Source organism: Thauera sp. DNT-1 (assembly GCF_055393985.1).
Map to the genome: position 1 here is coordinate 4190440 of NZ_AP043752.1, position 23788 is coordinate 4214227.

The 23788-nt window shown below is 70.6% G+C and carries 20 protein-coding genes; 9 read left to right on the plus strand and 11 right to left on the minus strand.

All coding sequences use genetic code 11. The features are described 5' to 3' along the window. Nucleotides 1-28: 28 nt before the first annotated feature. Genes ACZ5PP_RS19280 through ACZ5PP_RS19290 form a run of 3 tightly spaced genes read right to left on the minus strand, consistent with a single transcriptional unit; the run spans nt 29 to nt 3489 of the window. The gene (locus tag ACZ5PP_RS19280) at nt 29-1207 is read right to left on the minus strand and encodes a vWA domain-containing protein (RefSeq protein WP_004321494.1); all 1179 of its coding nucleotides are present in this window, start codon (nt 1205-1207) and stop codon (nt 29-31) included. 22 nt (nt 1208-1229) lie between these two features. Next, the gene (locus tag ACZ5PP_RS19285; RefSeq protein ID WP_004321492.1) at nt 1230-2621 is read right to left on the minus strand and encodes an EAL and HDOD domain-containing protein; all 1392 of its coding nucleotides are present in this window, start codon (nt 2619-2621) and stop codon (nt 1230-1232) included. Between the two features lie 16 nt (nt 2622-2637). Then, nucleotides 2638-3489 (minus strand): AAA family ATPase, encoded by an 852-nt coding sequence (locus tag ACZ5PP_RS19290; protein WP_004321490.1) that lies wholly within the window; start codon nt 3487-3489, stop codon nt 2638-2640. Nucleotides 3490-3605: 116 nt separating this feature from the next. On the opposite strand from ACZ5PP_RS19290, the gene ACZ5PP_RS19295 reads away from it, so the two are divergent. Further along, the gene (locus ACZ5PP_RS19295) at nt 3606-4649 is read left to right on the plus strand and encodes an RNA methyltransferase (protein ID WP_004321489.1); all 1044 of its coding nucleotides are present in this window, start codon (nt 3606-3608) and stop codon (nt 4647-4649) included. Here ACZ5PP_RS19295 and ACZ5PP_RS19300 read toward each other — a convergent pair. From ACZ5PP_RS19300 to ACZ5PP_RS19315, 4 genes are all read right to left on the minus strand, one after another. Beyond that, nucleotides 4646-5122, minus strand: a complete 477-nt coding sequence (locus ACZ5PP_RS19300) for a DUF411 domain-containing protein (protein WP_004321488.1) — start codon at nt 5120-5122, stop codon at nt 4646-4648. The two genes, ACZ5PP_RS19295 and ACZ5PP_RS19300, sit on opposite strands and share 4 nt — an antisense overlap. After that, complete coding sequence (locus ACZ5PP_RS19305; RefSeq protein WP_004321487.1) at nt 5119-6273, minus strand: hypothetical protein; 1155 nt, start codon at nt 6271-6273, stop codon at nt 5119-5121. The genes ACZ5PP_RS19300 and ACZ5PP_RS19305 overlap by 4 nt, the downstream gene beginning before the upstream one ends. Continuing rightward, entirely contained in the window at nt 6270-6590 is a 321-nt protein-coding gene (locus ACZ5PP_RS19310; RefSeq protein WP_004321484.1) for a metal-sulfur cluster assembly factor, read from the minus strand. The genes ACZ5PP_RS19305 and ACZ5PP_RS19310 overlap by 4 nt, the downstream gene beginning before the upstream one ends. A 127-nt stretch (nt 6591-6717) precedes the next feature. Continuing rightward, nucleotides 6718-10320 carry a VanZ family protein gene (locus ACZ5PP_RS19315; protein ID WP_012584998.1) on the minus strand — a complete coding sequence of 1201 codons (3603 nt, stop codon included), beginning with the start codon at nt 10318-10320 and terminating at the stop codon, nt 6718-6720. 140 nt (nt 10321-10460) lie between these two features. On the opposite strand from ACZ5PP_RS19315, the gene ACZ5PP_RS19320 reads away from it, so the two are divergent. After that, nucleotides 10461-10979, plus strand: coding sequence for a hypothetical protein (locus ACZ5PP_RS19320; RefSeq protein ID WP_004320158.1), 519 nt, complete (start codon nt 10461-10463; stop codon nt 10977-10979). 14 nt (nt 10980-10993) lie between these two features. Here the strand turns inward: ACZ5PP_RS19320 and ACZ5PP_RS19325 are convergent, their stop codons facing one another. Next, nucleotides 10994-12241: a pyridoxal-dependent decarboxylase, exosortase A system-associated gene (locus ACZ5PP_RS19325; protein WP_004320156.1), complete on the minus strand. Its 1248-nt coding sequence runs from the start codon at nt 12239-12241 to the stop codon at nt 10994-10996. Further along, nucleotides 12238-13830: an acyl-CoA ligase (AMP-forming), exosortase A system-associated gene (locus ACZ5PP_RS19330; protein WP_004320153.1), complete on the minus strand. Its 1593-nt coding sequence runs from the start codon at nt 13828-13830 to the stop codon at nt 12238-12240. Before ACZ5PP_RS19330 ends, ACZ5PP_RS19325 begins: the two co-directional genes overlap by 4 nt. A 111-nt stretch (nt 13831-13941) precedes the next feature. On the opposite strand from ACZ5PP_RS19330, the gene ACZ5PP_RS19335 reads away from it, so the two are divergent. Next, nucleotides 13942-14208, plus strand: a complete 267-nt coding sequence (locus ACZ5PP_RS19335; RefSeq protein ID WP_004320151.1) for an acyl carrier protein — start codon at nt 13942-13944, stop codon at nt 14206-14208. 15 nt (nt 14209-14223) lie between these two features. Here the strand turns inward: ACZ5PP_RS19335 and ACZ5PP_RS19340 are convergent, their stop codons facing one another. Both ACZ5PP_RS19340 and cysQ read right to left on the minus strand, forming a co-directional pair. Continuing rightward, entirely contained in the window at nt 14224-15960 is a 1737-nt protein-coding gene (locus ACZ5PP_RS19340) for an SLC13 family permease (protein ID WP_004320148.1), read from the minus strand. Between the two features lie 14 nt (nt 15961-15974). Continuing rightward, nucleotides 15975-16745: a 3'(2'),5'-bisphosphate nucleotidase CysQ gene (cysQ, locus tag ACZ5PP_RS19345; protein ID WP_004320146.1), complete on the minus strand. Its 771-nt coding sequence runs from the start codon at nt 16743-16745 to the stop codon at nt 15975-15977. Nucleotides 16746-16939: 194 nt separating this feature from the next. On the opposite strand from cysQ, the gene cysD reads away from it, so the two are divergent. The 6 genes from cysD (at nt 16940) to petA (ending at nt 23785) form a co-directional block, all read left to right on the plus strand. Continuing rightward, entirely contained in the window at nt 16940-17857 is a 918-nt protein-coding gene (cysD, locus tag ACZ5PP_RS19350) for a sulfate adenylyltransferase subunit CysD (RefSeq protein ID WP_464826483.1), read from the plus strand. Then, on the plus strand, nt 17858-19777 hold the full coding sequence (gene cysN, locus ACZ5PP_RS19355) for a sulfate adenylyltransferase subunit CysN (RefSeq protein WP_004320142.1): 1920 nt from the start codon (nt 17858-17860) through the stop codon (nt 19775-19777). 58 nt (nt 19778-19835) lie between these two features. Then, nucleotides 19836-22004 carry a DNA polymerase III subunit gamma/tau gene (gene dnaX / locus ACZ5PP_RS19360; RefSeq protein WP_464826484.1) on the plus strand — a complete coding sequence of 723 codons (2169 nt, stop codon included), beginning with the start codon at nt 19836-19838 and terminating at the stop codon, nt 22002-22004. Nucleotides 22005-22077: 73 nt separating this feature from the next. After that, entirely contained in the window at nt 22078-22401 is a 324-nt protein-coding gene (locus tag ACZ5PP_RS19365; RefSeq protein WP_004325193.1) for a YbaB/EbfC family nucleoid-associated protein, read from the plus strand. An 11-nt stretch (nt 22402-22412) separates the two neighbouring features. Next, on the plus strand, nt 22413-23006 hold the full coding sequence (recR, locus tag ACZ5PP_RS19370) for a recombination mediator RecR (RefSeq protein ID WP_004325192.1): 594 nt from the start codon (nt 22413-22415) through the stop codon (nt 23004-23006). A gap of 185 nt (nt 23007-23191) precedes the next feature. Next, nucleotides 23192-23785 (plus strand): ubiquinol-cytochrome c reductase iron-sulfur subunit, encoded by a 594-nt coding sequence (petA, locus tag ACZ5PP_RS19375; RefSeq protein ID WP_004325190.1) that lies wholly within the window; start codon nt 23192-23194, stop codon nt 23783-23785. The last annotated feature ends 3 nt before the right edge of the window (nt 23786-23788 follow it).

Consider the following 23788-nt stretch of genomic DNA (forward strand, 5'->3'; position numbering starts at 1 on the left):
CGGCTGGAGCGGGGGTGCGATGCCTCGATCAGTGGCGGCGGGACAGGGCCTGCATCGCGCGCGCCAGGCCGTCCAAGGTCATCGGGTACATGCGCTCGCCCATGATCTGGCCGAGGATGCCGATCGACTGGCGGTAGGGCCACAGGCGCTCCGGCTCGGGGTTGAGCCAGGCCGCGGCCGGGTAGGCGTCGAGGAGGCGGCGCAGCCAGGTGGCGCCGGCCTCGGCGTTCATGTGCTCGACCGAGCCGTGCGGATGCAGGATCTCGTAGGGGCTCATGGTGGCATCGCCGACGAAGATGAGCTTGTAGTCCGAGCCGTACTTGTGGATCACGTCGAGGAGCGGCGTACGCTCGGCGTGGCGGCGGCGGTTGTCGCGCCAAACGCCCTCGTACACGCAGTTGTGGAAGTAGAAGTACTCGAGGTGCTTGAACTCGAGCCGGCAGGCGGAGAAGAGCTCCTCGCAGACCTTGACGTGGTCGTCCATCGAGCCGCCGACGTCGAGGAAGAGCAGCACCTTGACCGCGTTGTGGCGTTCGGGGCGCATCATCAGGTCGAGCCAGCCGGCGTTGCGCGCGGTGGCGGCGATGGTGCCGTCGAGGTCGAGCTCCTCGGCCGCGCCCTGGCGGGCGAAGCGGCGCAGGCGACGCAGCGCGACCTTGATGTTGCGCGTGCCGAGCTCGACCGAATCGTCGAGGTTGCGGAACTCGCGCTTGTCCCACACCTTGACCGCCGTGCGGTTGCCGGCGGACTCGCCACCCACGCGGATGCCCTCGGGGTGGGTGCCGTTGTTGCCGAAGGGCGAGCTGCCGCCGGTGCCGATCCACTTGCTGCCGCCCTGGTGGCGTCCCTTCTGTTCCTGCAGGCGCTTGCGGAACTCCTCCATCAGCTTGTCCCAGCCGAGCTTCTCGAGCTTGGCGCGCTCCTCGGGCGAGAGGTGCTTCTTCACCATCGCGCGCAGCCAGTCCTCGGGCAGGTCGGCCTCCAGGCCGGGCAGGGCGGTGACGCCCTTGAAGTATTCGCCGAAGGCCTGGTCGAAGCGGTCGTAGAGCGACTCGTCCTTCACCAGGCACAGCCGCGCGTAGTAGTAGAAGTCGTCGAGCGAGGGCCCGCAGACGTGGTCGCGCAAGCCCTCGAGCACGGTGAGGAACTCGCGTGTGGACACCGGCAGCTTGCGTGCCTTGAGGTGCAGGAAGAAATCGATGAGCATGGGGTCTTCCCTTCGTGCGCGGTCAGTCCTGGATCTGCATCGCCCAGGACAGGGCCTGCAGGTGGCATTCGGAGGCCTGCTCGGGGGCGATGCCGCAGGCCGCGGCGGCGGCGCGGAGCGCGTCGCCCGCCGCACCCTCTCCGGCCTCTCCACGCTCGCACGCCACCGTGAGCGCGAGCAGGGCCTGGTAGGGGCCATGGTCGCCACGTACCGAGGCTTCGACCTCCGCTCCCAGCGCGAGCGGGGCGAGCGCCTTGTCGAGCGGCACCTGCAGGATCACGTCGATCAGCGACAGCAGGCCGACCAGGAAGAGCGCGTCGGACTCGGCCGCAGGGCGGCCGGCACCCAGCAGCTCCATCATGCGCCCGCGTACCAGCGCGGTCTCCAGCACCGCGCCGCCGCGTTCTCCCGCCTTGTCCGCGGTGCACGCGAGCAGGATCAGCCAGCGCTGCAGGCGCTCGCGGCCGAGCAGCGCGAGCGCATGTTCGATCGAGGACACCGGCTGCGGCAGCGCGTTCGCCGCGGAGTTGATGTAGCGCAGCAGGCGCAGCGACAACGCGGCGTCCTGCTTGAGCAGGTCGGCGAGCTCGCGGGTGTCGGCATCTGCGCGCAGGCGGGCGATCAGGGCGCCGATGCGTGCGGTGTTGGGGCCGGGGTCGCGCGCGCTCCAGTCCTCGCGGCTGGTGATGAAGGGGCCCTGGAAGAGGCTGGCGCCGAGCTTGCAGCAGAAGCGGAAGTCGTCGAGCGAGGGCAGGCCGCGCACCACCAGGCGCGCGTCGTGCGCCACCTCGAGGGCGATGTTGCCGAGCTTGAGGCCGCGGCGGGCGTCGAGGCCCTCGGCCTGGGCGACGATGAACTCGGCCTGCGGCAGCAGGTGGGCGAGCTCGCCGACCACGGTCGGATCGATCAGGCCGATGCGCATGCCGCGCGCGCGCAGCGCGGTCACGGCGGCGCGCAGCGCGGCGGGCTCGGGAGCGCCGGCATCGGGGAGCACGGTCGGCACGATCACCATGTTGCGCGCCGGGAGGGCGGCGAGGCTGGGGTGGGACAGGAAGGAATCGGGCAGGTCGATGAAGGCCAGGCGTTCGCCGAGCAGCTCGCCGATGTCCGCGTCGACCAGGCTGCGCACCAGCACTTCGGCGAAGACGTGGTGGATGTTGCGGCTGCTGTGGCGGATGTGCGCGCGCGTGCCCGCCTGCAGCATGAACTGGTAGCCGGTGATGCGCTGGTTGCGCCCGAGCACCGCTTCGCGGCACAGGAAGGTGGCGCCGGCCTCGACGGGGCTCGCGGGGGCCCCCTCGGCGCGCAGCGGCGCCGCGCGCTGGAGGCGGCGGAAACCCTCCGCCTCGCCCGCTGCGACGGAGGGGGCGGGGCGCTTGCGGCCGAAGAGCCGGCCGAGCAGGGCGCGGAGCATGGATGCGTGCGCCGGATCAGCGGTTGTGGCGGGCCATGAAGACCAGGCGCTCGAAGAGGTGCACGTCCTGCTCGTTCTTGAGCAGGGCGCCGTGCAGCGGCGGGATCGCCGCCTTGCCGTCGGCGCTGCGCAGCGCCTCGGGCGGGATGTCCTCGGCCACCAGCAGCTTGAGCCAGTCGATCAGCTCGGAGGTGGACGGCTTCTTCTTGAGGCCGGGGATGTCGCGCAGGCCGAAGAAGACCTCCATCGCCTCGGTCAGCAGCGCCTTCTTCAGCCCCGGGAAGTGGACATCGACGATGCGCTGCATCGTGTCGCGGTCGGGGAAGCGGATGTAGTGGAAGAAGCAGCGCCGCAGGAAGGCGTCGGGCAGCTCCTTCTCGTTGTTCGAGGTGATGAAGACGAGTGGGCGATGGCGCGCCTGGATGGTCTGGCGGGTCTCGTAGACATGGAACTCCATGCGGTCGAGCTCGCGCAGCAGGTCGTTGGGGAATTCGATGTCGGCCTTGTCGATCTCGTCGATCAGCACCACGGTCGGCTGCTCGGCCTCGAAGGCCTGCCACAGCACGCCCTTGACGATGTAGTTGGCGATGTCCTTGACGCGGTCGTCGCCGAGCTGCGAGTCGCGCAGGCGGGAGACCGCGTCGTACTCGTAGAGGCCCTGCTGCGCCTTGGTGGTCGACTTGATGTGCCACTGCAGCAGCGGCAGTCCGAGCGCGGCGGCGACCTGCTCGGCGAGCATGGTCTTGCCGGTGCCGGGCTCGCCCTTGATCAGCAGCGGGCGCTGCAGGCGGATCGCGGCGTTGACCGCGAGCATCAGGTCGGGGGTGGCGACGTAGTCCTGGGCGCCTTCGAAGCGTAGTGCGGTCATGCGGCATTCCTCGTGTCGGATGCGGGCGATTATAGGGCCGGGCATGGCAGGCGGGCAGCCGGACCGGTGTCGATCGCGGATGCTCTCGCCCTTTTCGGGTGCTAGCATCGCGCGCCATGGAAATCGAACAGCTCCGCCTGCGCCTGCGCGCGCTCGGCGCCCGCCCCAGCCACGAGGCCCGCCTGCTGCGCGCCTGGCTGCAGGGACACGCCCTCGACGCCGGTCCGCGCACCGAATCCAACCGCCTGCCCAAGGCCTTGCAGGCCGCGCTGCCCGAGCTCGAAGCGGAGCTCGGAGCGCTGGCCCGCGTGCGCTCCGAGCACCCCGGCGAGGATGGCACCCGCCTGCTGGTCGAGCTCGCCGACGCTCAGGCGGTGGAGAGCGTGCTGCTGCCGCGCGACGGCCTGTGCGTGTCCACCCAGGTCGGCTGCGCGGTGGGCTGCGTGTTCTGCATGACCGGCAAGGACGGCCTGCTGCGCCAGCTCGACAGCGGCGAAATCGTCGCCCAGGTCGCACTCGCGCGCCGCCTGCGCCGGGTGCACAAGGTGGTGTTCATGGGCATGGGCGAGCCCGCGCACAACCTCGATGCGGTGATCGAGGCGATCGAGCTGCTCGGCACCGAGGGCGCGCTGCCGCACAAGAACCTGGTGCTGTCGACCGTGGGCGACCTCCGCGTCTTCGAGCGTCTGCCGCAGATGCGGGTCAAGCCGGCGCTGGCGCTCTCGCTGCACAGCACGCGCGCCGCGCTGCGCGCCGCGCTGCTGCCGCGCGCCCCGCGCATCGACCCGGCCGAGCTGGTCGAGCTCGGCGAGGCCTGGGCGCGCGCGAGCGGCTATCCGATCCAGTACCAATGGACGCTGATCGAGGGCGTGAATGACGGCGAGGACGAGCTCGAGGGCATCGTGCGCCTGCTCGCCGGCAAGTACGCGGTGATGAACATGATCCCGTTCAACCGCGTCGACGGCCTCGACTACCGTCGTCCGGCGGCGGAGAGTGCGGCGGAGATCGCCCGCCGCCTGCACCGCGCCGGCATCCTCACCAAGCTGAGGCAGTCCGCCGGGCAGGACGTGGACGGCGGCTGCGGGCAGCTGCGCGCCCGCGAGGCCAAGCTCGCCTTCGTGCGTCGCGAAGAGCGGCGCGCGGCGCGGCCGCCTGCCTAGTGCTTCGAGAACACTGCGCTCCGCCCCTGCGCGTCGAAGCTCACCACGTCGTAGCGTTCGGCCGGGTAGGGACCTTCCATGCCGGGCGAGCCGAGTGGCATGCCGGGTGCGGAGAGGCCGCGGATCGCCGGCTTCTCCGCCAGCATGCGGCGCACGTCGGCCGCCGGCACGTGGCCCTCGACCACATAGCCGCCGACCTTCGCGGTGTGGCAGGAGCCCAGGGCCTCGGGCACGCCGGCTTCCTGCTTGACGAGATCCATGCGCGGGCTGGCGACCTCCTTCACGGCGAAGCCGGCACTGCGCATGTGCTCGGCCCATTTGCCGCAGCAGCCGCAGTTGGGATCCTTGTACATCACGACTTCGTCGGGGCTGGCGAGGGCGGGCGCGGCGAGGCCAAGCGCGGCGCCGCAGGCGAGCGCGGACAGGCAGCGACCGAGCTTGCGGAAGAGGGGGGAGCGGAGGGTGCGGTTCATGGTGCGGGGTTCCCGGAAGGTTTGACAGCGGATCGGACCGGTGTGCCCGGGACGGGGTTCCGGCGCCGGCGTGCCGGCGGGCGTCCGCCGCGGATCACGCTGACGACCATGGTGGCGATGAAGACCGCGAGGGTCAGCGCATTCGCGATCCCGCCCCAACTGCGCAACGCGGGAAGCTCGAGCAGGCTGCCCGCCACGCGCAGCGCGAGCGAGGCGTGCAGCAGCGCGAGCGGCATGTAGAAGGCCGGGTGGTAGGGGATCTTCACCTTCAGCACCGCCGGGAAGATGATCGCGGCGTGACCGAACACCATCGAGAACACGAAGCCGAGCGCGATCGCGTGCATGGTGATGTCGTGCAGTGGATGCGCGGGCGCGAGCCCGCCGCCGAGCGCGGCGAGCGCACCGAAGGCCAGCCAGACATAGCCCGACAGCAGGCAGACCGCGATGAAGCGGGTCAGCCCCTGCTGGCGGGCGTTGTGGCGGGCGATGTCGAACGTCAGCAGCCAGGCCGCCATCGCGAGCACGCCGGCGGCGAAGAGGCCGTGGCCGAGGTCTTCTTCCCATGCCGCGAGCACGGCGCCGGCGAGGATCAGCGCGCTGACCGCGACAAAGCTCGGCGCCGCGGCCGGGCGTGCGGGCAGGAAGCGGGTGAGCTCGAGGCGTTCGCCCGCGATCGTCAGCACCAGGAAGGCGAGCCACAGCGGCACCGCCGCGTGCACGTTGCCGGTGTTCCACCACACCAGGCTGCCCAGCAGCCAGCATGCCGCGCCCACCGCGAGCATCACGGTGAATAGCGCCAGCTGCCGGCGCACCACCACCACGCCGCCACCGAACAGGGTCGCCGCGGCAAGCAGGAAAAGGAGCTGCGCGGCGACCAGCGGACCACCCGCGAGCAGCAGCACGCCACCCGTCCCGGCGGCGGCCGGCCCGGCGTAGGGCCACAGGCCGCCGAGCGCGACCGCGCGCTCGAGGCTGATCACGGTGCCGAAGAAGGCGCAGATCATCAGCGCCGCGTGATTGCCCGCATGCACGGCGGCAAGCGCCGGCACCTCCACGCCCAGGCGGGCGAGGCCGGCGAAAACGCCGGTGAGCAGCGACAGCAGCCCGAGCACCAGCAGGGGGACACGGGCGAGCGGGGGCAGGGTGCTCATCCGTTCCAGCCGAAGTGCGCGCGTGCGCCCTCTTCCATCATCGCCGGGGACCAGGGCGGATCCCACACCAGCTCGACGCGGATGTCCACCTCGGGTGGCAACAGGGGGTCGAGCACCGCGTCGATGTTGTCGAGGATCATGTCGGAGAGCGGGCAGGCCGGCGTGGTCATCGTCATCTCGATGTAGAGCTCGCCGGGTGCGCAGTCGATGCGGTAGATCAGCCCGAGGTCGACGATGTTCATGCCGACCTCCGGATCCATGACCTGGCGCAGTGCGTGGCGGATCTCTTCGGCGTCGGGAGTGGGCGGTGTGCTCATGTGGGGGCGTCCAGGGTGCGGGCCGCGACCGTCGCCGGGACGGCTGCAAGCGGGTTTGCGGCGGTCGGCGGGCGCTGTGCAGCCCGCCGCGGTGCGTGGGGCATTGTCGGCCACGTCGGCGAATCCTTCAATCCGTGATGTTTCCGGCGGGGGATCCGCCGGGCACGATCTCGCGGCTGCGCGTGCGACCGTCCTCGAGCACCTCCACGCGTGCGCCCAGGCGTCCGGGCACGAACCACCAGCGTGTGGTGCGCCGCGGCCCGGCGATCTCCGCACCCACCTCCGCGCCGGCTTCGAGCAGGCGCACGCGGGCCTGGGGCTGGTCGCCGGCGAGCGTGGGCAGCATCACGACGAGGAAGCGGTCTTCGGCGGCCGCGGCGCGCGGCCGCAGCTCGATGCGCCAGGCGCCCGGCTCGGCGCGGCCGTGGCCGAGCTTCGCGATCGCCGCCTGCACCTTCCCGTCCTCGTCGTGGTTGCGCCCGTCCACGAAGAACTCGAAGCCGGGGCCGCCTACGGTGTCGAGCACCGCGTCGCGCGGCAGGAGGACGTGGCCGTGCAGGCTGCCGCCCCGCCGCCCCGGGCGGGTGTCGCCCGGGATGAACAGGTCGAAGCGGTCCCCGCGCACGAGCGGCGGCTCCACCGCATGCAGCAGCCAACGCTTGGCGAAGCCGGCACGGCTGGCGACGACGTCGTCGAACACCACCACCGCATCGTTGATCCGGTCATAGCCCAGCACCCGCCACATGCGCTCGACGCGGCGGGTGCGGTCGGCGAAGCTGCCGCGTCCGGAGTTGCGGTTGGTGTAGGCGGCGCCGACGTCGGCCACGGCGACGACCAGGTCGTCGTCGTCGAGGTGGGCCGCGATGCGGCCGGTGTGGTAGGTCTCGCTGCGCTCCTGCCATTGTGCGACGTCGAGCGGCGCCGCATCCACGCCCCAGCCCGAGCCGATGCGGCGCTGGCCGCCGTCGTTGGGGTAGTGGCGCGGGTTTGCGGCGTCGAAGCCGGGGCCGGGCTGCTCGTCGGCGGGGTCGGTCACCGTGACCAGGTTGTGGGCGATGCTCTGGTAGGTGTAGTTCATGTGGTGATTCGACCCGTAGGCGGGACCGTACCAGCCGCTGTCGATCGCCAGCGGCCCCCCCTTGAAGATCGTGAACGCGCCCTGGTCGAGGTGGCTGTGCGACCAGAAGTTGTCGCCGGCCTTGAAACTGAGCCAGGTGGCGTCCTCCGACCAGTCGCTGCGCGCCACGAGCAGGCCGATGCCGTCGAACAGGCGCGCGAGCGGCATGCGGGTCTGCGCGGCGGGGTCGATCAGGCCGTCGTCCGACAGCGGTCCCCATGGCCACCCGGTGGGCACCGGGCCGACCCGACGGCCGTCGCGCGCGCGCGCCGCGTTGGGCGGTGCCAGCGTGTAGGCGGCGGCGTGGCGGTACTCGAGGGCGAGCGCCGCGGCGTCGCGCGGATGGCGGTCGAACCAGGCGCCGTCGCCCCAGCGCATATGGGTGCGATCGGGGCGGGTGCGATAGACGAGGAAGTCGAGGAAGCCGCGGATCCCCGCTTCGCTGGCGAACAGGTCCTCGCCGGTGGCGGTGCGCCACAGCGCGGGCAGGGTATGGATGGCCTGGCCGATGCCCACCGCCACGTATTCGCCGCCTTCGTGCCAGCCGCCGTGGCGCCCGAAGACCTGGCGCCAGACCGGCAGCACACGCTTCTTCCACAGCTCGTGGGTGAAGCGCATGAAGGCCTCGCCGCGCGGATGGTCGCCGTACAGCGCGATGCTGCACGCCATCAGGCCTTGCAGCGGGGTGTTGTAGAGGAAGGCGTTGTAGGGCGAGAGCTGTTCCTTGCGGATCACCTCGATCAGGAAGTCGCAGCCCTCGGCGAGGCGCTCGCGCAGGCTCTCGCGTTCCTGCGCGCTCCATTGGTCGTGCAGCCAGTCGTAGGCGAGCGCGAGCGGTTCGACCTGGCCGCTGCCGCGGTCGCTGAAGCGACTCGCCACCAGGCGCGCGTGCAGCGGGGCGAGATCGACGCTGCCGGGCTGGACGAAGGCCGCCAGCGTGATCGCGAAGAGGGCGTTCGGGTTGCTGCGCGCCGCGCTCGCCGTCTGCTGCAGGTAGGCGGGGTTGCCGGCGCGCAGCGCCGCGAGGTCGGCGGGGGAGGGGTGGGGCAGGCGGGGGTGGGCGGTGCGAAAGCCGGCGATGTCGGCCGGTGGCAGGGCCGAAGGAGGCGGGTACGTGGGCGCGGACGCCCCCACGGCGGGCGGCTCGGCCAGCGGCAGGCCGAGCAGCACCGTGGCGAGCAGCAGCGCCGCCGGCGCCACACCCACGGCGAGCAGCGTCGCGACTCTGCGCCGGGGCTGCGCAGCGGACGTCGGGGGTGTCGTGCGCGTGCCGTGGTGGTGCAGGATCGGCAGCAGGTGCGCGACGAGGCGGTGCGCGAGCCAGGCGGCCGCGACCGCGATCAACAGGTTGGTGGGGTCGGGATGCTTGCCCTCGGTGAACAGCTTGAGCAGCTCGACCGCCGCCGCGACGAGGGCGGCGACCAGCAGCGCGAGCAGGCTGGCGCCGAAGCGATGGTGCGGAAAGGCGAGGGCGGCGACCACCCCCACCGGTGCGAAGCTTCCCGCCACGAAGAGCAGGCTGCGCACGGCGGCCGTCTCGGTGCTGTAGTAGTGGTAGTAGAAGGGCAGGAAGCGCAGCGTCTCGAGTTTTTCCAGCGCAGCCCAGGAGGCCTGGAGCCGCAGCGGCAGCAAGCCGTTCGTCGCCAGCACCAGGGCGAGCCAGACGGACGAGAGCCACAGCGCCGCGCGCAGCAGGCGTTGTGGCGAGTACTCCAGCCAGCGCCGTATTCCGCTACGCGCGAGTACGAGTCCCCACAGGGTGCCGAGCGCGCGGGTGAGCACCGAGATGCCCTGTGTCGTTCCGGACGCGAGCACCACCTGCACCGCCTCGATCGCCACGCCGGCGAGGGCGCCCGCGGCGAGACCGGCCGCCATCCCCGGGGGGCGCCGCGCGGCGTGGTCGCGCACACCGAGCGCGAGCAGGATGCCGAAGGGAATCATCAGGACGGCCTCGACCAGCAGCTTGATGCCGCAGGCGAATGCGGGTCCGCAGGACAGGCCGGGCAACCACCCGAGGCTGTCGGGGCGGGCGAGCTTGGCGGCGAGCTCGTCCATGCTCACCAGGAAGTCGTAGGGAAACAGCGCGAGCCCGAGGTAGCCCAGTGCGTACAGACCCAGCACGGCGCGCAGGCTGTGCGTGCCGCCGTCGATGAAACGCCGCCACATCGCCGCGAGGCGAGGGCCGGCCGCGAACCAGAGCAGCGTGCCGATGCCGGTGCCGAGCGCCTCTGCGAGCAGGTCGTTGCGCGACACCGTTCGCGGCGGGAAGAACAGCTGCAGGTATTCGATTCCCACCGCGAGGGCGAGGATGGTGCCGAGCACGCCGACGAGCAGCGGCGTGCGCACCCAGGCGGAGAGGCGGCTGGTCCACACCGCCCCGGTAGCGAACCAGGCCAGCACCAGGTAAAGCAGCACGTTCGCCACCCAGTCGGCGCGCGAACCGACCCCGAGCGACAGCCAGGGCGTGTCCATGAATGCCTGCCAGGCGTCGGCGCGAGGGCGGAACTCGAGGGGCACCAGGCTGCCGTAGGCGATGAAAAGCGCCCACAGCAGGGCGATCGGGAGGTAGCTGCGAGGTGCTTGCGCCGCGGGGGGGCCGTAGGAATCGTGCATCGGAGAAATATTTCCTGCGGGAGCGAGCCCCGATTGTCGTACGGTGTGCGCCGAGCTGCTATGTTTAATCAAAGCCCGCGGTGGTCCGGTTCTGTCTGCCCGCCGCTTCCTCCATCGTTTCGATTGCGCCGGGTGCGAACATGAAGCCTTCTTTCCTTTTTGCCGGTCTGGTTCTGCTGTCGGGTGTCGCGGCGCCGGGTGTCGCGTTCGCCGGATGTGGTGATACGCAGGTGACCGGGGACCAGCTGGCCCTCCTGTTGCCCGGTCGCTACGCATGTGCGGCGGATGAGCGTCCGGAGTGGGGCTGGAAATATCAGGAGCTGCATCTGGCGTCCGGCACCTTGCGTGATTTCAAGCGCGGCTTGAGGGACAGCGTGGACCCGAGCAAGGACGTCGGCAACTGGAGGATCGTCGGGGATGCCGTGGAGTATTCCTACCTCGATGCGAGCGGCTCCTCCGGGCCTTTTTCCCACACCGTTCACGGCAACGGCCTCGGTGCCTACAGCATCTGCAAGGGTGGCAGCGAGGTCGCGAGCCTGCAGGACGACTCGGGAAACGGTTGTGTCGCGGGGGGCGCCACGACCATGGTCTTCCAGGGTCGGAGCACGAACACGGAGCAGCCGCGGACGAACAGGGGCGTGGCGGCCGGCCAGCGCTGAACGCCTTGTGGCCCTCAGGCGAGGATCTCGACCACTTGCGGGTGGCCGAGGAAGGCCTGCGGGCTCGCGCTCGCGCCATAGGCGCCGGACTGGAACACCACGATGAGGTCGCCGATCTGCGCGGCCGGTAGCGGCATTCGATCGGCGATCACGTCGAGCGGAGTGCAGAGTGGGCCGACCACCGATGCCGGCTCGCCGGCAGGTGGAGCGTCCATGCGATTGCCGATCGCAACCGGGTAGTTCTTGCGGATCACCTGGCCGAAGTTGCCGCTCGCCGACAAGTGGTGGTGCAGGCCGCCGTCGGTGACGAGATAGGTGTGGCCGCGCGAGACCTTGATGTCGGTGATCCGGCACACATACACGCCGGCCTCGCCGACCAGGTAGCGGCCGAGTTCCAGCACGATCCTGGCCTCGGGCAGGGCTTGTGCGGCCTCGGCGACGATGTCGGCGAGGCCGGCGGCGATCGGCGTCAGGTCGAGCGCCTGTTCGCCGGGGAAGTACGGGATGCCGAAGCCGCCGCCGAGGTTCAGCGTGCGCACCGGGGCGGGGGCGTGCGCGGCCAGGCGCAGGGCGAGTTCGAAGCTCTTGCGCTGGGCCTCGACGATGGCCTCGGCCTTGAGGTTCTGCGAGCCGGCGAAGAGGTGGAAGCCCTCGAAGGCGAGCCCGGCGCGGCTGATCTCGGCGAGCAAGCCGGGTACCTGCTCGGCGTCCACGCCGAAGGGCTTGGGGCCGCCGCCCATCTTCATGCCCGAGGACTTGAGCTCGAAGTCCGGATTCACCCGTACTGCGACCCGCGCCGGCACGCCGAGCGCGGCCGCGGCCTCGGCCAGCGGCGCGATCTCGCGGAAGGATTCCACATTGACCAGGATGCCGGCGGCCACCGCCTGGCGCAGCTCGGTGTCGCGCTTGCCGGGACCGGCGAAGCTGACGTGCTGGGGGTCGGCGCCGGCGTCGAGCGCGACCTGCAGCTCGCCGGCGGAGGCGACGTCGATGCCGTCGACCAGGCGCGCCAGGTGGCCCACCAGCGCCGGCATCGGGTTGGCCTTCATCGCGTAGTGCAGCTCGATGGCGGGCGGCAGTGCCGCGCGCAGCTCGGCCACCCGGCGTGCGATCGCGCCGCGATCGTAGGCGTAGAAGGGCGTCCGCCCGACACGCGCGGCGAGCCGGGAGAGTGGCTGGCCAGCGATCTGGAGTTCGCCGTCGGCGATCGCGAACACGGTCTGCGGCGCGTGCGTGGGCAGGCTGCGGGCGGGGGCGTTCATGCGGGCTCTCCGGCGGCGAGGGCGTCGGCGAGCGCCTTGCGGTCGATCTTGCCGTTGGCGTTGCGCGGCAGCGCGCCGCTGCGCGGCTCGAAGCGCGCCGGCACCATGTAGGCCGGCATGCGGCTGCGGCACTCCGCCAGCAGTGCGGCAGTGTCGAGCGTGGCGCCGGCGGGCGGGGTGACGACCGCGACGATGCTCTGGCCGAGGCTCGCGTGTGCGACGCCGAAGGCCGCGCATTCGCCGACCAGGCCGGTGGCGTAGAGGATCTCCTCGATCTCGGTGGGGCTGACGCGGTAGCCCGAGGTCTTGATCATCTCGTCGCGACGGCCGATGAAGTAGAGGTAGCCGTCCTCGTCGCGGCGCACCGTGTCGCCGGAGAACACCGCGATCTCGGGCAGCACCAGGCCGGGTTCGCGGCCGGGGGCGGCGGCGGGCAGCGGGCGGAAGCGCTCGGCGCTGCGCTCGGGGTCGTTCCAGTAGCCCATCGCCACCAAGGCGCCGCGCTGCACGAGCTCGCCCGGCTCGTTGGGCGCGCATTCGCTGCCGTCCTCGCGCAGCACCAGCACCTCGGCGTCGGGGATGGCCTTGCCGATCGAGTCGGGGCGGCGGTCGAGCTCCTCGGGCGGCAGGTAGGTCGCGCGGAAGGCCTCGGTGAGGCCGTACATCAGGAAGGGGCGGGTCTTCGGGAGCTGCGCGCGCAGGCGGGCGAGGACCTCGCCCGGCATGCGCCCGCCGGTGTTGGCGATGTAGCGCAGGTGCTCGTCGGTATCCGCGGCCCAGGGCAATTGCGCGAGCTGGATCCACAGCGGCGGCACCGCGGTCAGCCCGCTCACGCGTTCGCGCTCGATCGCCTTGAGCACGTCGCGCGGCAGCAGCCAGTTGAGCAGCACGACGCGGGCGCCGGCCTGGAAGGCGGTGGTGAGCTGCGACAGCCCGGCGTCGAAGGACAGCGGCAGGGCGGCGAGCAGGGTGTCGTCGGGGTGGTTGCCGAGGTAGTGCGCCACGCTGCGCGCCCCCGCCATCATGTTGCGGTGGGACAACACCACGCCCTTCGGTCGCCCGGTGCTGCCCGAGGTGTACAGGATCGCCGCCATGTCGGCGTCGATGACGCGATGCCCGGCGCGTGCCGGGGCGGCGAGCAGGGCCTGCCAGGAATGCACGGCGACGGAACGGGTGGTCGCGCCGTCTGCGCCCACCAGCACCACGTGGCGCAGATCGTGGCAGTGGTCGAGCGCGTCGCCGAGCGCGGCGAGGCGTTCTGCGGTGGTGACGAGGACGCGGACCGCGCAGTCGCGCAGGATGTGGCCGACCTGCGCGGCCTTGAGCACGGGGTTGATCGGCACGAAGACGCCGCCCGCGGCGCTGGTGCCGAAGGCGGCGGCGACGAACTCGGGGCGCTTGTCGAGATAGATCCCGACGCGCTCGGCGCGGGCGAGGCCCAGCCCGGCCAGGCCGCCGGCGAAAGCGTGGAGCGCGGCCTCGAGCTCCTGGTAGCGCAGCTGCCGGTCGCCGGCAACCACGGCGATGCGTGCGGGATCGCGTGCGGCCGCGGACTCGACGAGGTGGTGGAGCAGGTGTTTGGCGTGCATCGGCTTCGCTTATCGGTGCAGACAGGAACGGGCTGGCAAGTATAATGCGCGCGTTTTGCGGGGCGGGCGGCGTGGATGCGCGTCGTGACCCGCTTCCGTCATGGAGAAGTGATGTCCGAACAGATTCTGAAGGAAGTGCTGTCGCTGCTGGACGAGGTGCTGAGCCTGGACGGTCGCGCGCTCGCATTCGCCGCAGACACGCCCTTGCTGGGAGATCTGCCCGAGCTCGATTCGATGGCGGTGATCGCCGTCATCCAGGAGATCGAGGCGCGTTTCGGCATCGAGGTGCCGGACGACGAGGTCGATGGCAACTCCTTCGCCACGGTCGGTACCGTGGTCGAGTTCGTCACCCGCCTGAGTGCTCGCCAGCCCGGCTGATTCCGTGCGCCGTGCTCAGCGGTGGAGCGGAAACACCAGCGGCACCAGCAGCAGCACCAGCGCCGAGTAGGTGAGGCTCACCGGCAGTCCGGCGCGCAGGAAATCCCGCATGCGGTAGCGGCCGGCCGAATACACCATCAGGTGGGTCTGGTAGCCGAAGGGGATCAGGAAGCCGGCGCTCGCGCCGTAGGCCACCACCATCACGAAGGGCATCGGATCGACCCCGAACGCGCGCGCGGTGCCGAGCGCGATCGGGAAGGCGAGCGCGGCGGCGGCGGTGTTGGTGATCACCTCGGTGAGCGTCAGCGTGATCAGGTAGACACCCGCGAGCGCGGCATGGACGCCGTGCCCGTCGAAGATCGCCCGCATCCAGCCCGCGACCAGCTCCGCCGCGCCCGAACGCTCGACCACGCCGGCGATCGCCAGCGCGGAGCCGATCACCACCAGCAGTTCGAAGGGAAAGCGCCGGCGCAGCTCGCCCAGGGTCAGCAGGCCGCTGCCGAGCAGGGCGGCGAGCAGCACGAGCAGGCCGCCGAACAGGGGCAGCCAGCCCAGGGCGGCGACCAGGATCACGAGTGCGAAGCCCGACAGCGCCGCGACGCTTTGCATGCGGCCGAGCTTGGGGCGCAGACCCGAGCCGTTGAGGATGTGGAAGTTGCGGTCGAGGTTGCGGTGCTGCAGGAAGTCCGGGCCCGCGGCCAGCAGCAGGCTGTCGCCGACGCGCAGCGGGATGCGTCCGAGCTGGCCGGTCAGGCGCCGGTCGCCGCGGCGGATGCCGACCACCCCGGCATCGAACATGGTGCGGAAGTCGACCTCGCGCAGGGTGCGGTTGGCCAGGTCCGAGCTGCTCGCGAGCACCACCTCGACCAGGTTGGACTTGAGCAGCGCGTCGGCGCCCGCGCCGAACACCTCCAGCCCGGGGAAGCGCTGCAGGGTCTGCACTCGCGCCACCTCGCCGGTGAACACCAGCACGTCGCCGGTGTGCAGGATCTCGGCCGGGCCGACCGGCGAGATCAGCCGGCCCTCGCGCTCGATCTCGAGCAGGAACAGGCCCTCGAGGTTGCGCAGGCGGTTGGTTTCGATGCTGCGTCCGATCATCGGCGAGCCCGCAGCCACGCGCGCCTCGAGGAAGTAGGTCGAGCGTGCCTCGGCCTCGCTCGAGGCGTTCGCGGGCAGCAGTCGCGAGCTCAGTGCCATCACCCCGATGCAGGCGAGCGCGACCGGAATCCCTACCCAGGCGAACTGGAACATCTGCAGCGGCGGCAGGCCCGCGTCGATGACGAAGGAGTTCACCACCAGGTTGGTCGAGGTGCCGACCAGTGTGGTGATGCCGCCGAGGATGGAGGCGTAGGAGAGCGGGATCAGCAGCTTCGAGGCGGGGTGTCGGCGTTGCGAGGTGACCGTGCCCAGCAGCGCGCCCACCACCGCGGTGTTGTTCATGAACGCCGAGATCAGGCAGGCGAAGACGGACAGGCGCAGGGTCGCCAGCCCGACGCGGCCCTTGAGCAGGAGTTCCGACAGATGGTCGAGCAGCGGCGAGCGTTCGAGCGCGAGCGAGACCAGCAGCAGCAGGATCAGGGTGGCGAGCGCGGGGTTGGAGAAGCTCGCCAGCAGTTCCTGCTGGCTGGCGAGGCCGAGCAGGTGGTAGCCGCCCGCCCAGGCCGCGAACAGCACCGCCGGGCCGACGCGGCCGTGGGCCAGCAGCGCTAGCAGCAGCGCGATCGAGGCGAGGACGAGGTGGGCGGTCGTCATCGGCACGCCCGGGCTCAGTCCAGTCCGCTGGCGACGAAGTGGGGGTTGTCCAGCCCCGGCTTGCCGTAGCGCAGCGGCGCCCCCGCCAGGGTTTGCACGCGGCCGCCGGCGGCGGTCAGCACCGCATGGCCGGCGGCGATGTCCCATTCCATGGTGCGGCCGAGGCGCGGATAGCGATCGGCCTCGCCCGCCGCGACCAGGCACAGCTTGAGCGAGGAGCCGGCGTTGGTGAGCGCGGCCACCTTGCGCCCGTCGAGGAAGGCGTCGAGCGCGGCCGCGTCGCCGTGCGAGCGGCTGGCCACCACGGTGAGGCCGGCGGGCGGGACGGTGCGGCAGCGGATCGGGCGGCGACGGCCGTCCTGCTCGACGAAGGCGCCGACCCCGCCCGCGCCGAGGAAGAGGCGCTCGAGCGCGGGTGCGAAGACGGTGCCGAGGACCGGCTCGCCATCCTCGACGAGGGCGATGTTGACGGTGAACTCGCCGTTGCGGCCGATGAACTCCTTGGTGCCGTCGAGGGGATCGACCAGCCAGAAGCGGCGCCCGAGTGCGGGCAGGCGGCCCGCCGCGACGGCCTCTTCGGCCACCACCGGCACGCCGGGCAGCAAGGCCTCGAGGGCGGGGACGATGAGCGCCTCGGCGCGCTCGTCGGCCTCGGTTACCGGCGAGGCGTCGTCCTTGCCGCGCACCGCGAAGTCGCTGCGGTAGATGTCCATCACCAGCGCGCCGGCCGCGCGCACGATCGGGAGCAGGGCTTCGAGGAGCCGTGAGGCGGTTGCGGTGTCCATCAGCGGGCTCCGGGGGAGTGGTCGACGCCGCAAGTGTACCCGGGCGGGCGTGGCGAGAGCCCCGTCTAGAGGTGGATTCGGGTGCAGAATGTCGCACCGCGAGAAATAGTTCCGCCCGCCGATCTTCGAAGACGCTGCGCGCGACGGCGCGCGGCCTCATCATTCATGCCTTGTCCCTTCGCATCCCGTCGCCCATGACCAGCGTGCCTACGACCAGCCTGACCCACCTCCAGCGCCTCGAAGCCGAGAGCATCCACATCCTGCGCGAGGTCGTCGCCGAGGCCGACAACCCGGTGATGCTCTACTCCATCGGCAAGGACAGCGCGGTGATGCTGCACCTGGTCCTGAAGGCCTTCCATCCGGCGGTGCCGCCCTTTCCGCTGCTGCACGTCGATACGCGCTGGAAGTTCCGCGACATGTACAGCTTTCGCGACCGCATGGCGGGCGAGACCGGCATGGACCTGCTGGTGCACATCAACCCCGAGGGCGTGGAGAAGGACATCAACCCCTTTACCCACGGCTCGGCGATCCACACCGACATCATGAAGACCGAGGGCCTCAAGCAGGCGCTCGACCAGTACGGCTTCGACGTGGCCTTCGGCGGCGCGCGCCGCGACGAGGAGAAATCGCGCGCCAAGGAGCGCGTGTTCTCCTTCCGCACCGCGCAGCACCGCTGGGACCCGAAGAACCAGCGCCCCGAGCTGTGGAAGCTCTACAACGCGAGGAAGCACAAGGGCGAGTCGATCCGCGTGTTCCCCCTGTCGAACTGGACCGAGCTCGACATCTGGCAGTACATCTACCTCGAGAACATCCCCATCGTGCCGCTCTACTACGCCGCGGTGCGCCCGGTGGTCGAGCGCGACGGCACGCTGATCATGGTCGACGACGAGCGTATGCCGCTGCGCCCGGGCGAGGTGCCGATGATGAAGAAGGTGCGCTTCCGCACTCTGGGCTGCTATCCGCTCACCGGCGCGATCGAGTCCGAGGCCGACACCCTGCCGGCGATCATCCAGGAGATGCTGCTGGCCAGGACCTCGGAGCGCCAGGGGCGGGTGATCGACCACGACTCGGCCGCCTCGATGGAAAAGAAAAAGCAGGAGGGCTATTTCTAAATGGCACACGTTTCCGACCTGATCGCGACCGACATCGAGCAGTACCTCAGGGCGCACGAGAACAAGAGCCTGCTGCGCTTCATCACCTGCGGCAGCGTGGACGACGGCAAGAGCACGCTGATCGGGCGCCTGCTCTACGAGTCGAAGATGCTCTTCGAGGACCAGCTCGCCGCGGTTGAGGCCGACTCGAAGAAGTACGGCACCCAGGGCGAGGCGATCGACTTCGCGCTGCTGGTCGACGGCCTGGCCGCCGAGCGCGAGCAGGGCATCACGATCGACGTGGCGTATCGCTTCTTCTCCACCGACAAGCGCAAGTTCATCGTCGCCGACACCCCCGGCCACGAGCAATACACCCGCAACATGGTCACCGGCGCCTCGACGGCCGACGCGGCCATCCTGATGGTCGATGCGCGCAAGGGCATCCTCACCCAGACGCGGCGTCACAGCTACCTGGTGAACCTCATCGGCATCCGCCACATCGTGGTGGCGATCAACAAGATGGACCTGGTCGATTACGCCGAGGGCGTGTTCCGCCGCATCGTCGAGGACTACACCGCCTTCTCCCGCCAGCTCGGCATCGAGCAGGTGACCTTCATCCCGATGTCGGCCTTCAGGGGCGACAACATCACCTCTCCGAGCGCTGCGATGCCCTGGTACCACGGCACCACGCTGATGGGCTACCTCGAGACGGTGGAGGTCGATGACGGCCTGATGCAGCGCGCGCCCTTCCGCCTGCCGGTGCAGTGGGTCAATCGCCCCAACCTGGATTTCCGCGGCTTTGCCGGCTCCATCGCCGGCGGCACCATCCGCCCGGGCGATCGTGTGCGCGTACAGCCCTCGGGGCGCGAGAGCACGGTGGCGCGCATCGTGACCCGCGACGGCGATCTCGACCGGGCCGTGGCCGGGCAGTCGGTGACGCTGACCCTCGCCGACGAGATCGACATCTCGCGCGGCGACGTCATCTCGACCGTCGAGGCGCCGGCCGAGGTCGCCGACCAGTTCGAGTGCACGGTGGTGTGGATGCACGACGAGCCCATGCTCGCCGGCCGCCCTTACCTGCTCAAGATCGGCGCGCGCACGGTCAGCGCGACGATCACCGAGATCAAGTACCAGGTGAATGTGAACACCCTCGAGCACGTCGCCGCCAAGCGGCTCGAGCTCAACGCGATCGGCGTGTGCAACCTGAGCCTGGATCGGCCGATCGCCTTCGATCCCTACCGGATCAACCGCGACACCGGCGGCTTCATCCTGATCGACCGCCTCTCCAACAACACCGTCGGCGCCGGCCTGTTGCACTTCGCGCTGCGTCGCGCGCACAACATCCACCTGCAGCACGTCGATGTGGACAAGCGCGCGCGTGCCGCGCTGAAGAACCAGCGCGGCTGCGTGCTGTGGTTCACCGGCCTGTCCGGCGCAGGGAAGTCCTCGATCGCCAACCTGGTCGAGAAGAAACTGCACGCGCTCGGCCACCACACCTACCTGCTCGACGGCGACAATGTGCGCCATGGCCTCAACAAGGACCTCGGCTTCACCGACGCCGATCGCGTGGAGAACATCCGTCGCGTCGCCGAGGTCGCGAAGCTGATGGTCGATGCAGGCCTGATCGTGCTCACCGCCTTCATCTCGCCTTTCCGCTCCGAGCGCCGCATGGCGCGCGGCCTGGTGGAGGAGGGCGAGTTCGTCGAGGTCTTCGTCGACACTCCGCTGGAGGTGGCCGAGGCGCGCGATCCCAAGGGCCTGTACAAGAAGGCCCGGCGCGGCGAGCTGAAGAACTTCACCGGCATCGATTCGCCTTACGAGGCGCCGGAGGACCCCGAACTGCGCCTCGATACCACCCGCCTCGACCTGGAGGCCGCGGCCGATGCGGTGCTTGCCTGGCTGGGCGAGCGCGGCATGCTGAGCCGGACGCCGGGGGGCTGAACCTGCGTCCCGTCGAGCGCGCGGGTCGCCGCCCGCCGCTCTGCTAGAATCGCCCGCCATGAGCTATCAGGTCCTCGCACGCAAGTGGCGGCCGAAATCCTTCGGCACGCTGGTCGGTCAGGAGCACGTCGTGCGTGCGCTGACGCACGCGCTCGCCACCGGGCGGCTGCACCACGCCTGGCTGTTCACCGGCACGCGCGGCGTGGGCAAGACCACCATCAGCCGCATCCTCGCCAAGGCACTCAACTGCGAGACCGGCATCACCGCCGAGCCCTGCGGCATTTGCGACGCCTGCCGCGCGATCGATGCCGACCGCTTCCCCGACTACGTCGAGATGGATGCGGCTTCGAACCGCGGCGTCGAGGAGATGGCCGCGCTGCTCGACAAGGCGGTGTATGCGCCGGTGCAGGGGCGCTTCAAGGTCTACATGATCGACGAAGTGCACATGCTCACCGGGCACGCCTTCAACGCCATGTTGAAGACGCTCGAGGAGCCGCCGGAGCATGTGAAATTCATCCTCGCCACCACCGACCCCCAGAAGATCCCGGTCACGGTGCTGTCGCGCTGCCTGCAGTTCAACCTCAAGCAGATGCCGCAGGGCCATATCGTCGATCACCTGACGCGCATCCTGCAGGCCGAGGAGGTGGCGTTCGAGCCGGGCGCGCTGCGTCACCTCGCCAAGGCGGCGTCGGGCTCGATGCGCGACGCGCTGTCGCTGCTCGACCAGGCGATCGCGCATGGCGCGGGCCGGGTGGAAGAGGAGCAGGTCAGCCACATGCTCGGCACGGTGGGGGACGACCACCTCTACGCGGTGCTCGACGCGCTCGCCGCGGGCGACGTGCCCGCGCTGCTCGCGGTGGCCGACGGCATGGAGGCGAGGAGCCTGTCCTTCGACGCCGCACTGCAGGCGCTGGCCACGCTGGTGCATCGCGTCGCGCTCGCCCAGTACGCACCTGCGGCGATCGCCGACGAGCTCGAGCGCGCGCGCATCCTCGGCTACGTCGAGCGCTTCGACGCCGAGTTCCTCCAGCTCGCCTACCAGGTCGCCGTCCACGGCCGCGACGAGCTGCCGCTGGCGCCGGACGACTACACAGGCTTCACGATGACCCTGCTGCGCCTGCATGCGTTCCGCCCGGAGCAGCCTGCTGCGCTTGGCGGGCCGGGCGTGCCATCCGGGCCGGATGCGGGGCGCGCGCGCGCGCCTGCACTGGCGGCCGGCGGCCCGGCGGAGTCCGGGCGTGCCGCGGAGTCGGGCGTTCCGGCCGAGGTGCCCGCGCGGACCGTCGCGTCGGCCGGGATCGCCGGTCCCGCACCGGCGGCCGTCCCCGCACCGGCGGCCGTCCCCGCACCGGCGGCCGGCGCCGATGCGGCGATCCCCAGCGCGCAGCAGACCGTCCTCGAGGCTGCGGCGCCCGCATCCATGCAGCCCGGCTCCGTTCCGGCGGCGCAACAGGCCGTCGCACCTGCGCCTGCGAGCGCGCCGCCGCGCAGATCCGCGCGCGAGGAGCACGCCGTGCAGCCGGCGCGTGCTGCCCCGGCAAGCGTGCAGGACGTTCCGCCCTGGGAGGATCTCCCGCCCGAGGCCTATGCCGATTCCGATCTGCCGCCGCCGCGCGAGGCGCGCAACGGCCACGACGAGGCCTACGCCGCCTCCGCGGGTGCGCACACGGGGGCGATCTCACGGGCACGCCCGGAGCCGCGTGGCGGTGGCGCGCGGCGGGCGGAGGAAGTCCCGTCGCGGTCCGCGCCCCTTCCCGCGGTGCGCGCGCCCGAGCCGGCGACGTCTCCGGCTGCGCCGACCCAGGATGCGCCCGCCGCCAGTGGCGATGCCGCGGCGCTGCTTGCGCTCGGCGACTGGCGCGGCCTGATCCGCGCGCTCGGGCTCGGCGGACTGGTGCGCGAGCTTGCCCAGCACTGCGAATGGGTCGAGTGTGGCGATGGCGTGCTGCAGCTGCGCCTGTCGACCGCGCACCGCCACCTGCTCGACATGAATCGCGGCGCGGTCGAGCGCCTGCAGGACGTGCTGTGCGCCGCGCTCGGACGCACGCTCGCGGTGCGCATCGCGATCGGCGACATCTCCGGACAGACCCCCGCGCAGCGCGACGCGATCGAGCGCCAGGTCCGCCATGCCGAGGCGGTCGCAGCGCTCGAGGCCGACCCCTTCGTGCGCGAGCTGATCGAACGTTTCGACGCCACGCTCGTCGAGAACACGGTGAAACCCCTTTGAACCCCTTCGATGCCGGGAGGCGCGCCCTCCCGATCGACCCCACCCGACAACCGATCCGACGGAGAACACCATCATGATGAAAGGCGGTATCGCGGGCCTGATGAAGCAGGCCCAGCAGATGCAGGAAAACATGAAGAAGATGCAGGACCAGCTCGGCTCGATCGAGGTCGAGGGGCAGTCCGGCGCCGGCATGGTCAAGGTGCAGATGACCTGCAAGTACGACGTGCGCCGGGTGTCCATCGACGAGTCGGTCATGGACGACCGCGAGATGCTCGAGGACCTCGTCGCCGCAGCGCTCAACGACGCCGTGCGCAAGGTCGAGGCGGCCACCCAGGAGAAGATGTCCAGCGTCACCGCCGGGCTGAACCTGCCGCCGGGCATGAAGCTGCCGTTCTGAGCGGCGGGCCGATGTCGCCTTCCAGCCTCGACGAACTGATCGAGGCACTGCGCTGCCTGCCCGGGGTCGGCCCCAAGTCGGCGCAGCGCATGGCCTATCATCTGCTGCAGCGTGATCAGCGCGGCGCGGCGCGGCTGGGCAATGCCCTGCTGCATGCGCTCGAGGTGCTGCGCCATTGCGCGCGCTGCAACAGCTTCACCGAGGACGAGGTGTGTCCGCGCTGCGCCAATCCGCGCCGCGACGCCGCGCTGCTGTGCGTGGTGGAGATGCCGGCCGATCTCGCCATGATCGAGCAGACGCAGTCCTACAACGGCCTCTACTACGTGCTGATGGGCCGGCTTTCGCCGCTCGATGGCGTCGGGCCGCGCGAACTGCGCCTGGACAAGCTGATCGCGCGCGCCACCGAGGAGGGGGTGCGCGAGGTCATCCTCGCCACCAACTTCACCAACGAGGGCGAGGCCACCGCGCACACCGTCGCGAGCCTGCTCGGCGCGCGCGGGGTCAAGGTCAGCCGGCTGTCGCGCGGCGTCCCGGTCGGCGGCGAGCTCGAGCATACCGACATCGGCACCATCGGCCAGGCTCTGATCGAGCGCCGCGCGGTCTGAATTTCCGTTGCTGCAATGCAGCAACGCATGCCCCGGGCGGTTCCTGATCGGTGTCGGTTTTCGTGCCGAAGGCCTTGTTCCGGCTGGCGATCGGCCCGTCGCGCTTTCTCTGCTGCAGCGTCTTCGATATAATCGGATGGTTATTTGTATCCAGGTCTTTCGTTTTCCTTTTTGGGAAGAGGCTCATGAGCGTTGATCAGAAAATGGACAGCAGCCGCCGCACCCTGCTGCTGGCGACGTCCGCCGCAGGTGGCGTCGCCGCAGTGGCGACCGCGGTGCCGTTCGTCGCCAGCCTGACGCCGTCCGAACGCGCGAAGGCGGCCGGTGCGCCGGTGGAGGCGGACGTCAGCAAGCTGAAGCCGGGCGAGATGATGACGGTGGAGTGGCGTGGCAAGCCGGTGTGGATCCTGCGCCGCACGCCCGAGATGCTCGCCTCGCTCGACAAGACGGACGAAAAGGTCAGCGACCCCAACTCCGTGAAGCCGCAGCAGCCCGAGTACGCCAAGAACAAGCACCGCTCGATCAAGCCGGAGTACCTGGTCACGGTCGGCATCTGCACCCACCTCGGCTGCTCGCCCTCCGAGAAGTTCAAGGTGGGCGCGGACAGCGGCATGGGCGCCGACTGGCCGGGTGGCTTCCTGTGCCCCTGTCACGGCTCGATCTTCGATCTGGCCGGCCGCGTGTATAGCAGCATGCCCGCGCCGGACAATCTCGAGGTGCCGCCGCACCAGTATCTCGCGGACACCAAAATCCTTGTTGGCGATGACGGGAAGGCATAAGCG

Coding starts and splice junctions, on each gene's coding strand:
- ACZ5PP_RS19295 (WP_004321489.1), top strand. CDS start 3,606: ATGGAAATCGAACAGCTCCGCCTGCGCCTGCGCGCGCTCGGCGCCCGC.
- ACZ5PP_RS19365 (WP_004325193.1), top strand. CDS start 22,078: ATGATGAAAGGCGGTATCGCGGGCCTGATGAAGCAGGCCCAGCAGATG.
- ACZ5PP_RS19335 (WP_004320151.1), top strand. CDS start 13,942: ATGTCCGAACAGATTCTGAAGGAAGTGCTGTCGCTGCTGGACGAGGTG.
- ACZ5PP_RS19305 (WP_004321487.1), bottom strand. CDS start 6,273: ATGAGCACCCTGCCCCCGCTCGCCCGTGTCCCCCTGCTGGTGCTCGGG.
- ACZ5PP_RS19290 (WP_004321490.1), bottom strand. CDS start 3,489: ATGACCGCACTACGCTTCGAAGGCGCCCAGGACTACGTCGCCACCCCC.
- ACZ5PP_RS19340 (WP_004320148.1), bottom strand. CDS start 15,960: ATGACGACCGCCCACCTCGTCCTCGCCTCGATCGCGCTGCTGCTAGCG.
- cysD (WP_464826483.1), top strand. CDS start 16,940: ATGACCAGCGTGCCTACGACCAGCCTGACCCACCTCCAGCGCCTCGAA.
- ACZ5PP_RS19315 (WP_012584998.1), bottom strand. CDS start 10,320: ATGCACGATTCCTACGGCCCCCCCGCGGCGCAAGCACCTCGCAGCTAC.
- ACZ5PP_RS19310 (WP_004321484.1), bottom strand. CDS start 6,590: ATGAGCACACCGCCCACTCCCGACGCCGAAGAGATCCGCCACGCACTG.
- ACZ5PP_RS19330 (WP_004320153.1), bottom strand. CDS start 13,830: ATGCACGCCAAACACCTGCTCCACCACCTCGTCGAGTCCGCGGCCGCA.
- petA (WP_004325190.1), top strand. CDS start 23,192: ATGAGCGTTGATCAGAAAATGGACAGCAGCCGCCGCACCCTGCTGCTG.
- ACZ5PP_RS19320 (WP_004320158.1), top strand. CDS start 10,461: ATGAAGCCTTCTTTCCTTTTTGCCGGTCTGGTTCTGCTGTCGGGTGTC.
- ACZ5PP_RS19280 (WP_004321494.1), bottom strand. CDS start 1,207: ATGCTCATCGATTTCTTCCTGCACCTCAAGGCACGCAAGCTGCCGGTG.
- ACZ5PP_RS19285 (WP_004321492.1), bottom strand. CDS start 2,621: ATGCTCCGCGCCCTGCTCGGCCGGCTCTTCGGCCGCAAGCGCCCCGCC.
- dnaX (WP_464826484.1), top strand. CDS start 19,836: ATGAGCTATCAGGTCCTCGCACGCAAGTGGCGGCCGAAATCCTTCGGC.
- ACZ5PP_RS19325 (WP_004320156.1), bottom strand. CDS start 12,241: ATGAACGCCCCCGCCCGCAGCCTGCCCACGCACGCGCCGCAGACCGTG.
- cysN (WP_004320142.1), top strand. CDS start 17,858: ATGGCACACGTTTCCGACCTGATCGCGACCGACATCGAGCAGTACCTC.
- cysQ (WP_004320146.1), bottom strand. CDS start 16,745: ATGGACACCGCAACCGCCTCACGGCTCCTCGAAGCCCTGCTCCCGATC.
- recR (WP_004325192.1), top strand. CDS start 22,413: ATGTCGCCTTCCAGCCTCGACGAACTGATCGAGGCACTGCGCTGCCTG.
- ACZ5PP_RS19300 (WP_004321488.1), bottom strand. CDS start 5,122: ATGAACCGCACCCTCCGCTCCCCCCTCTTCCGCAAGCTCGGTCGCTGC.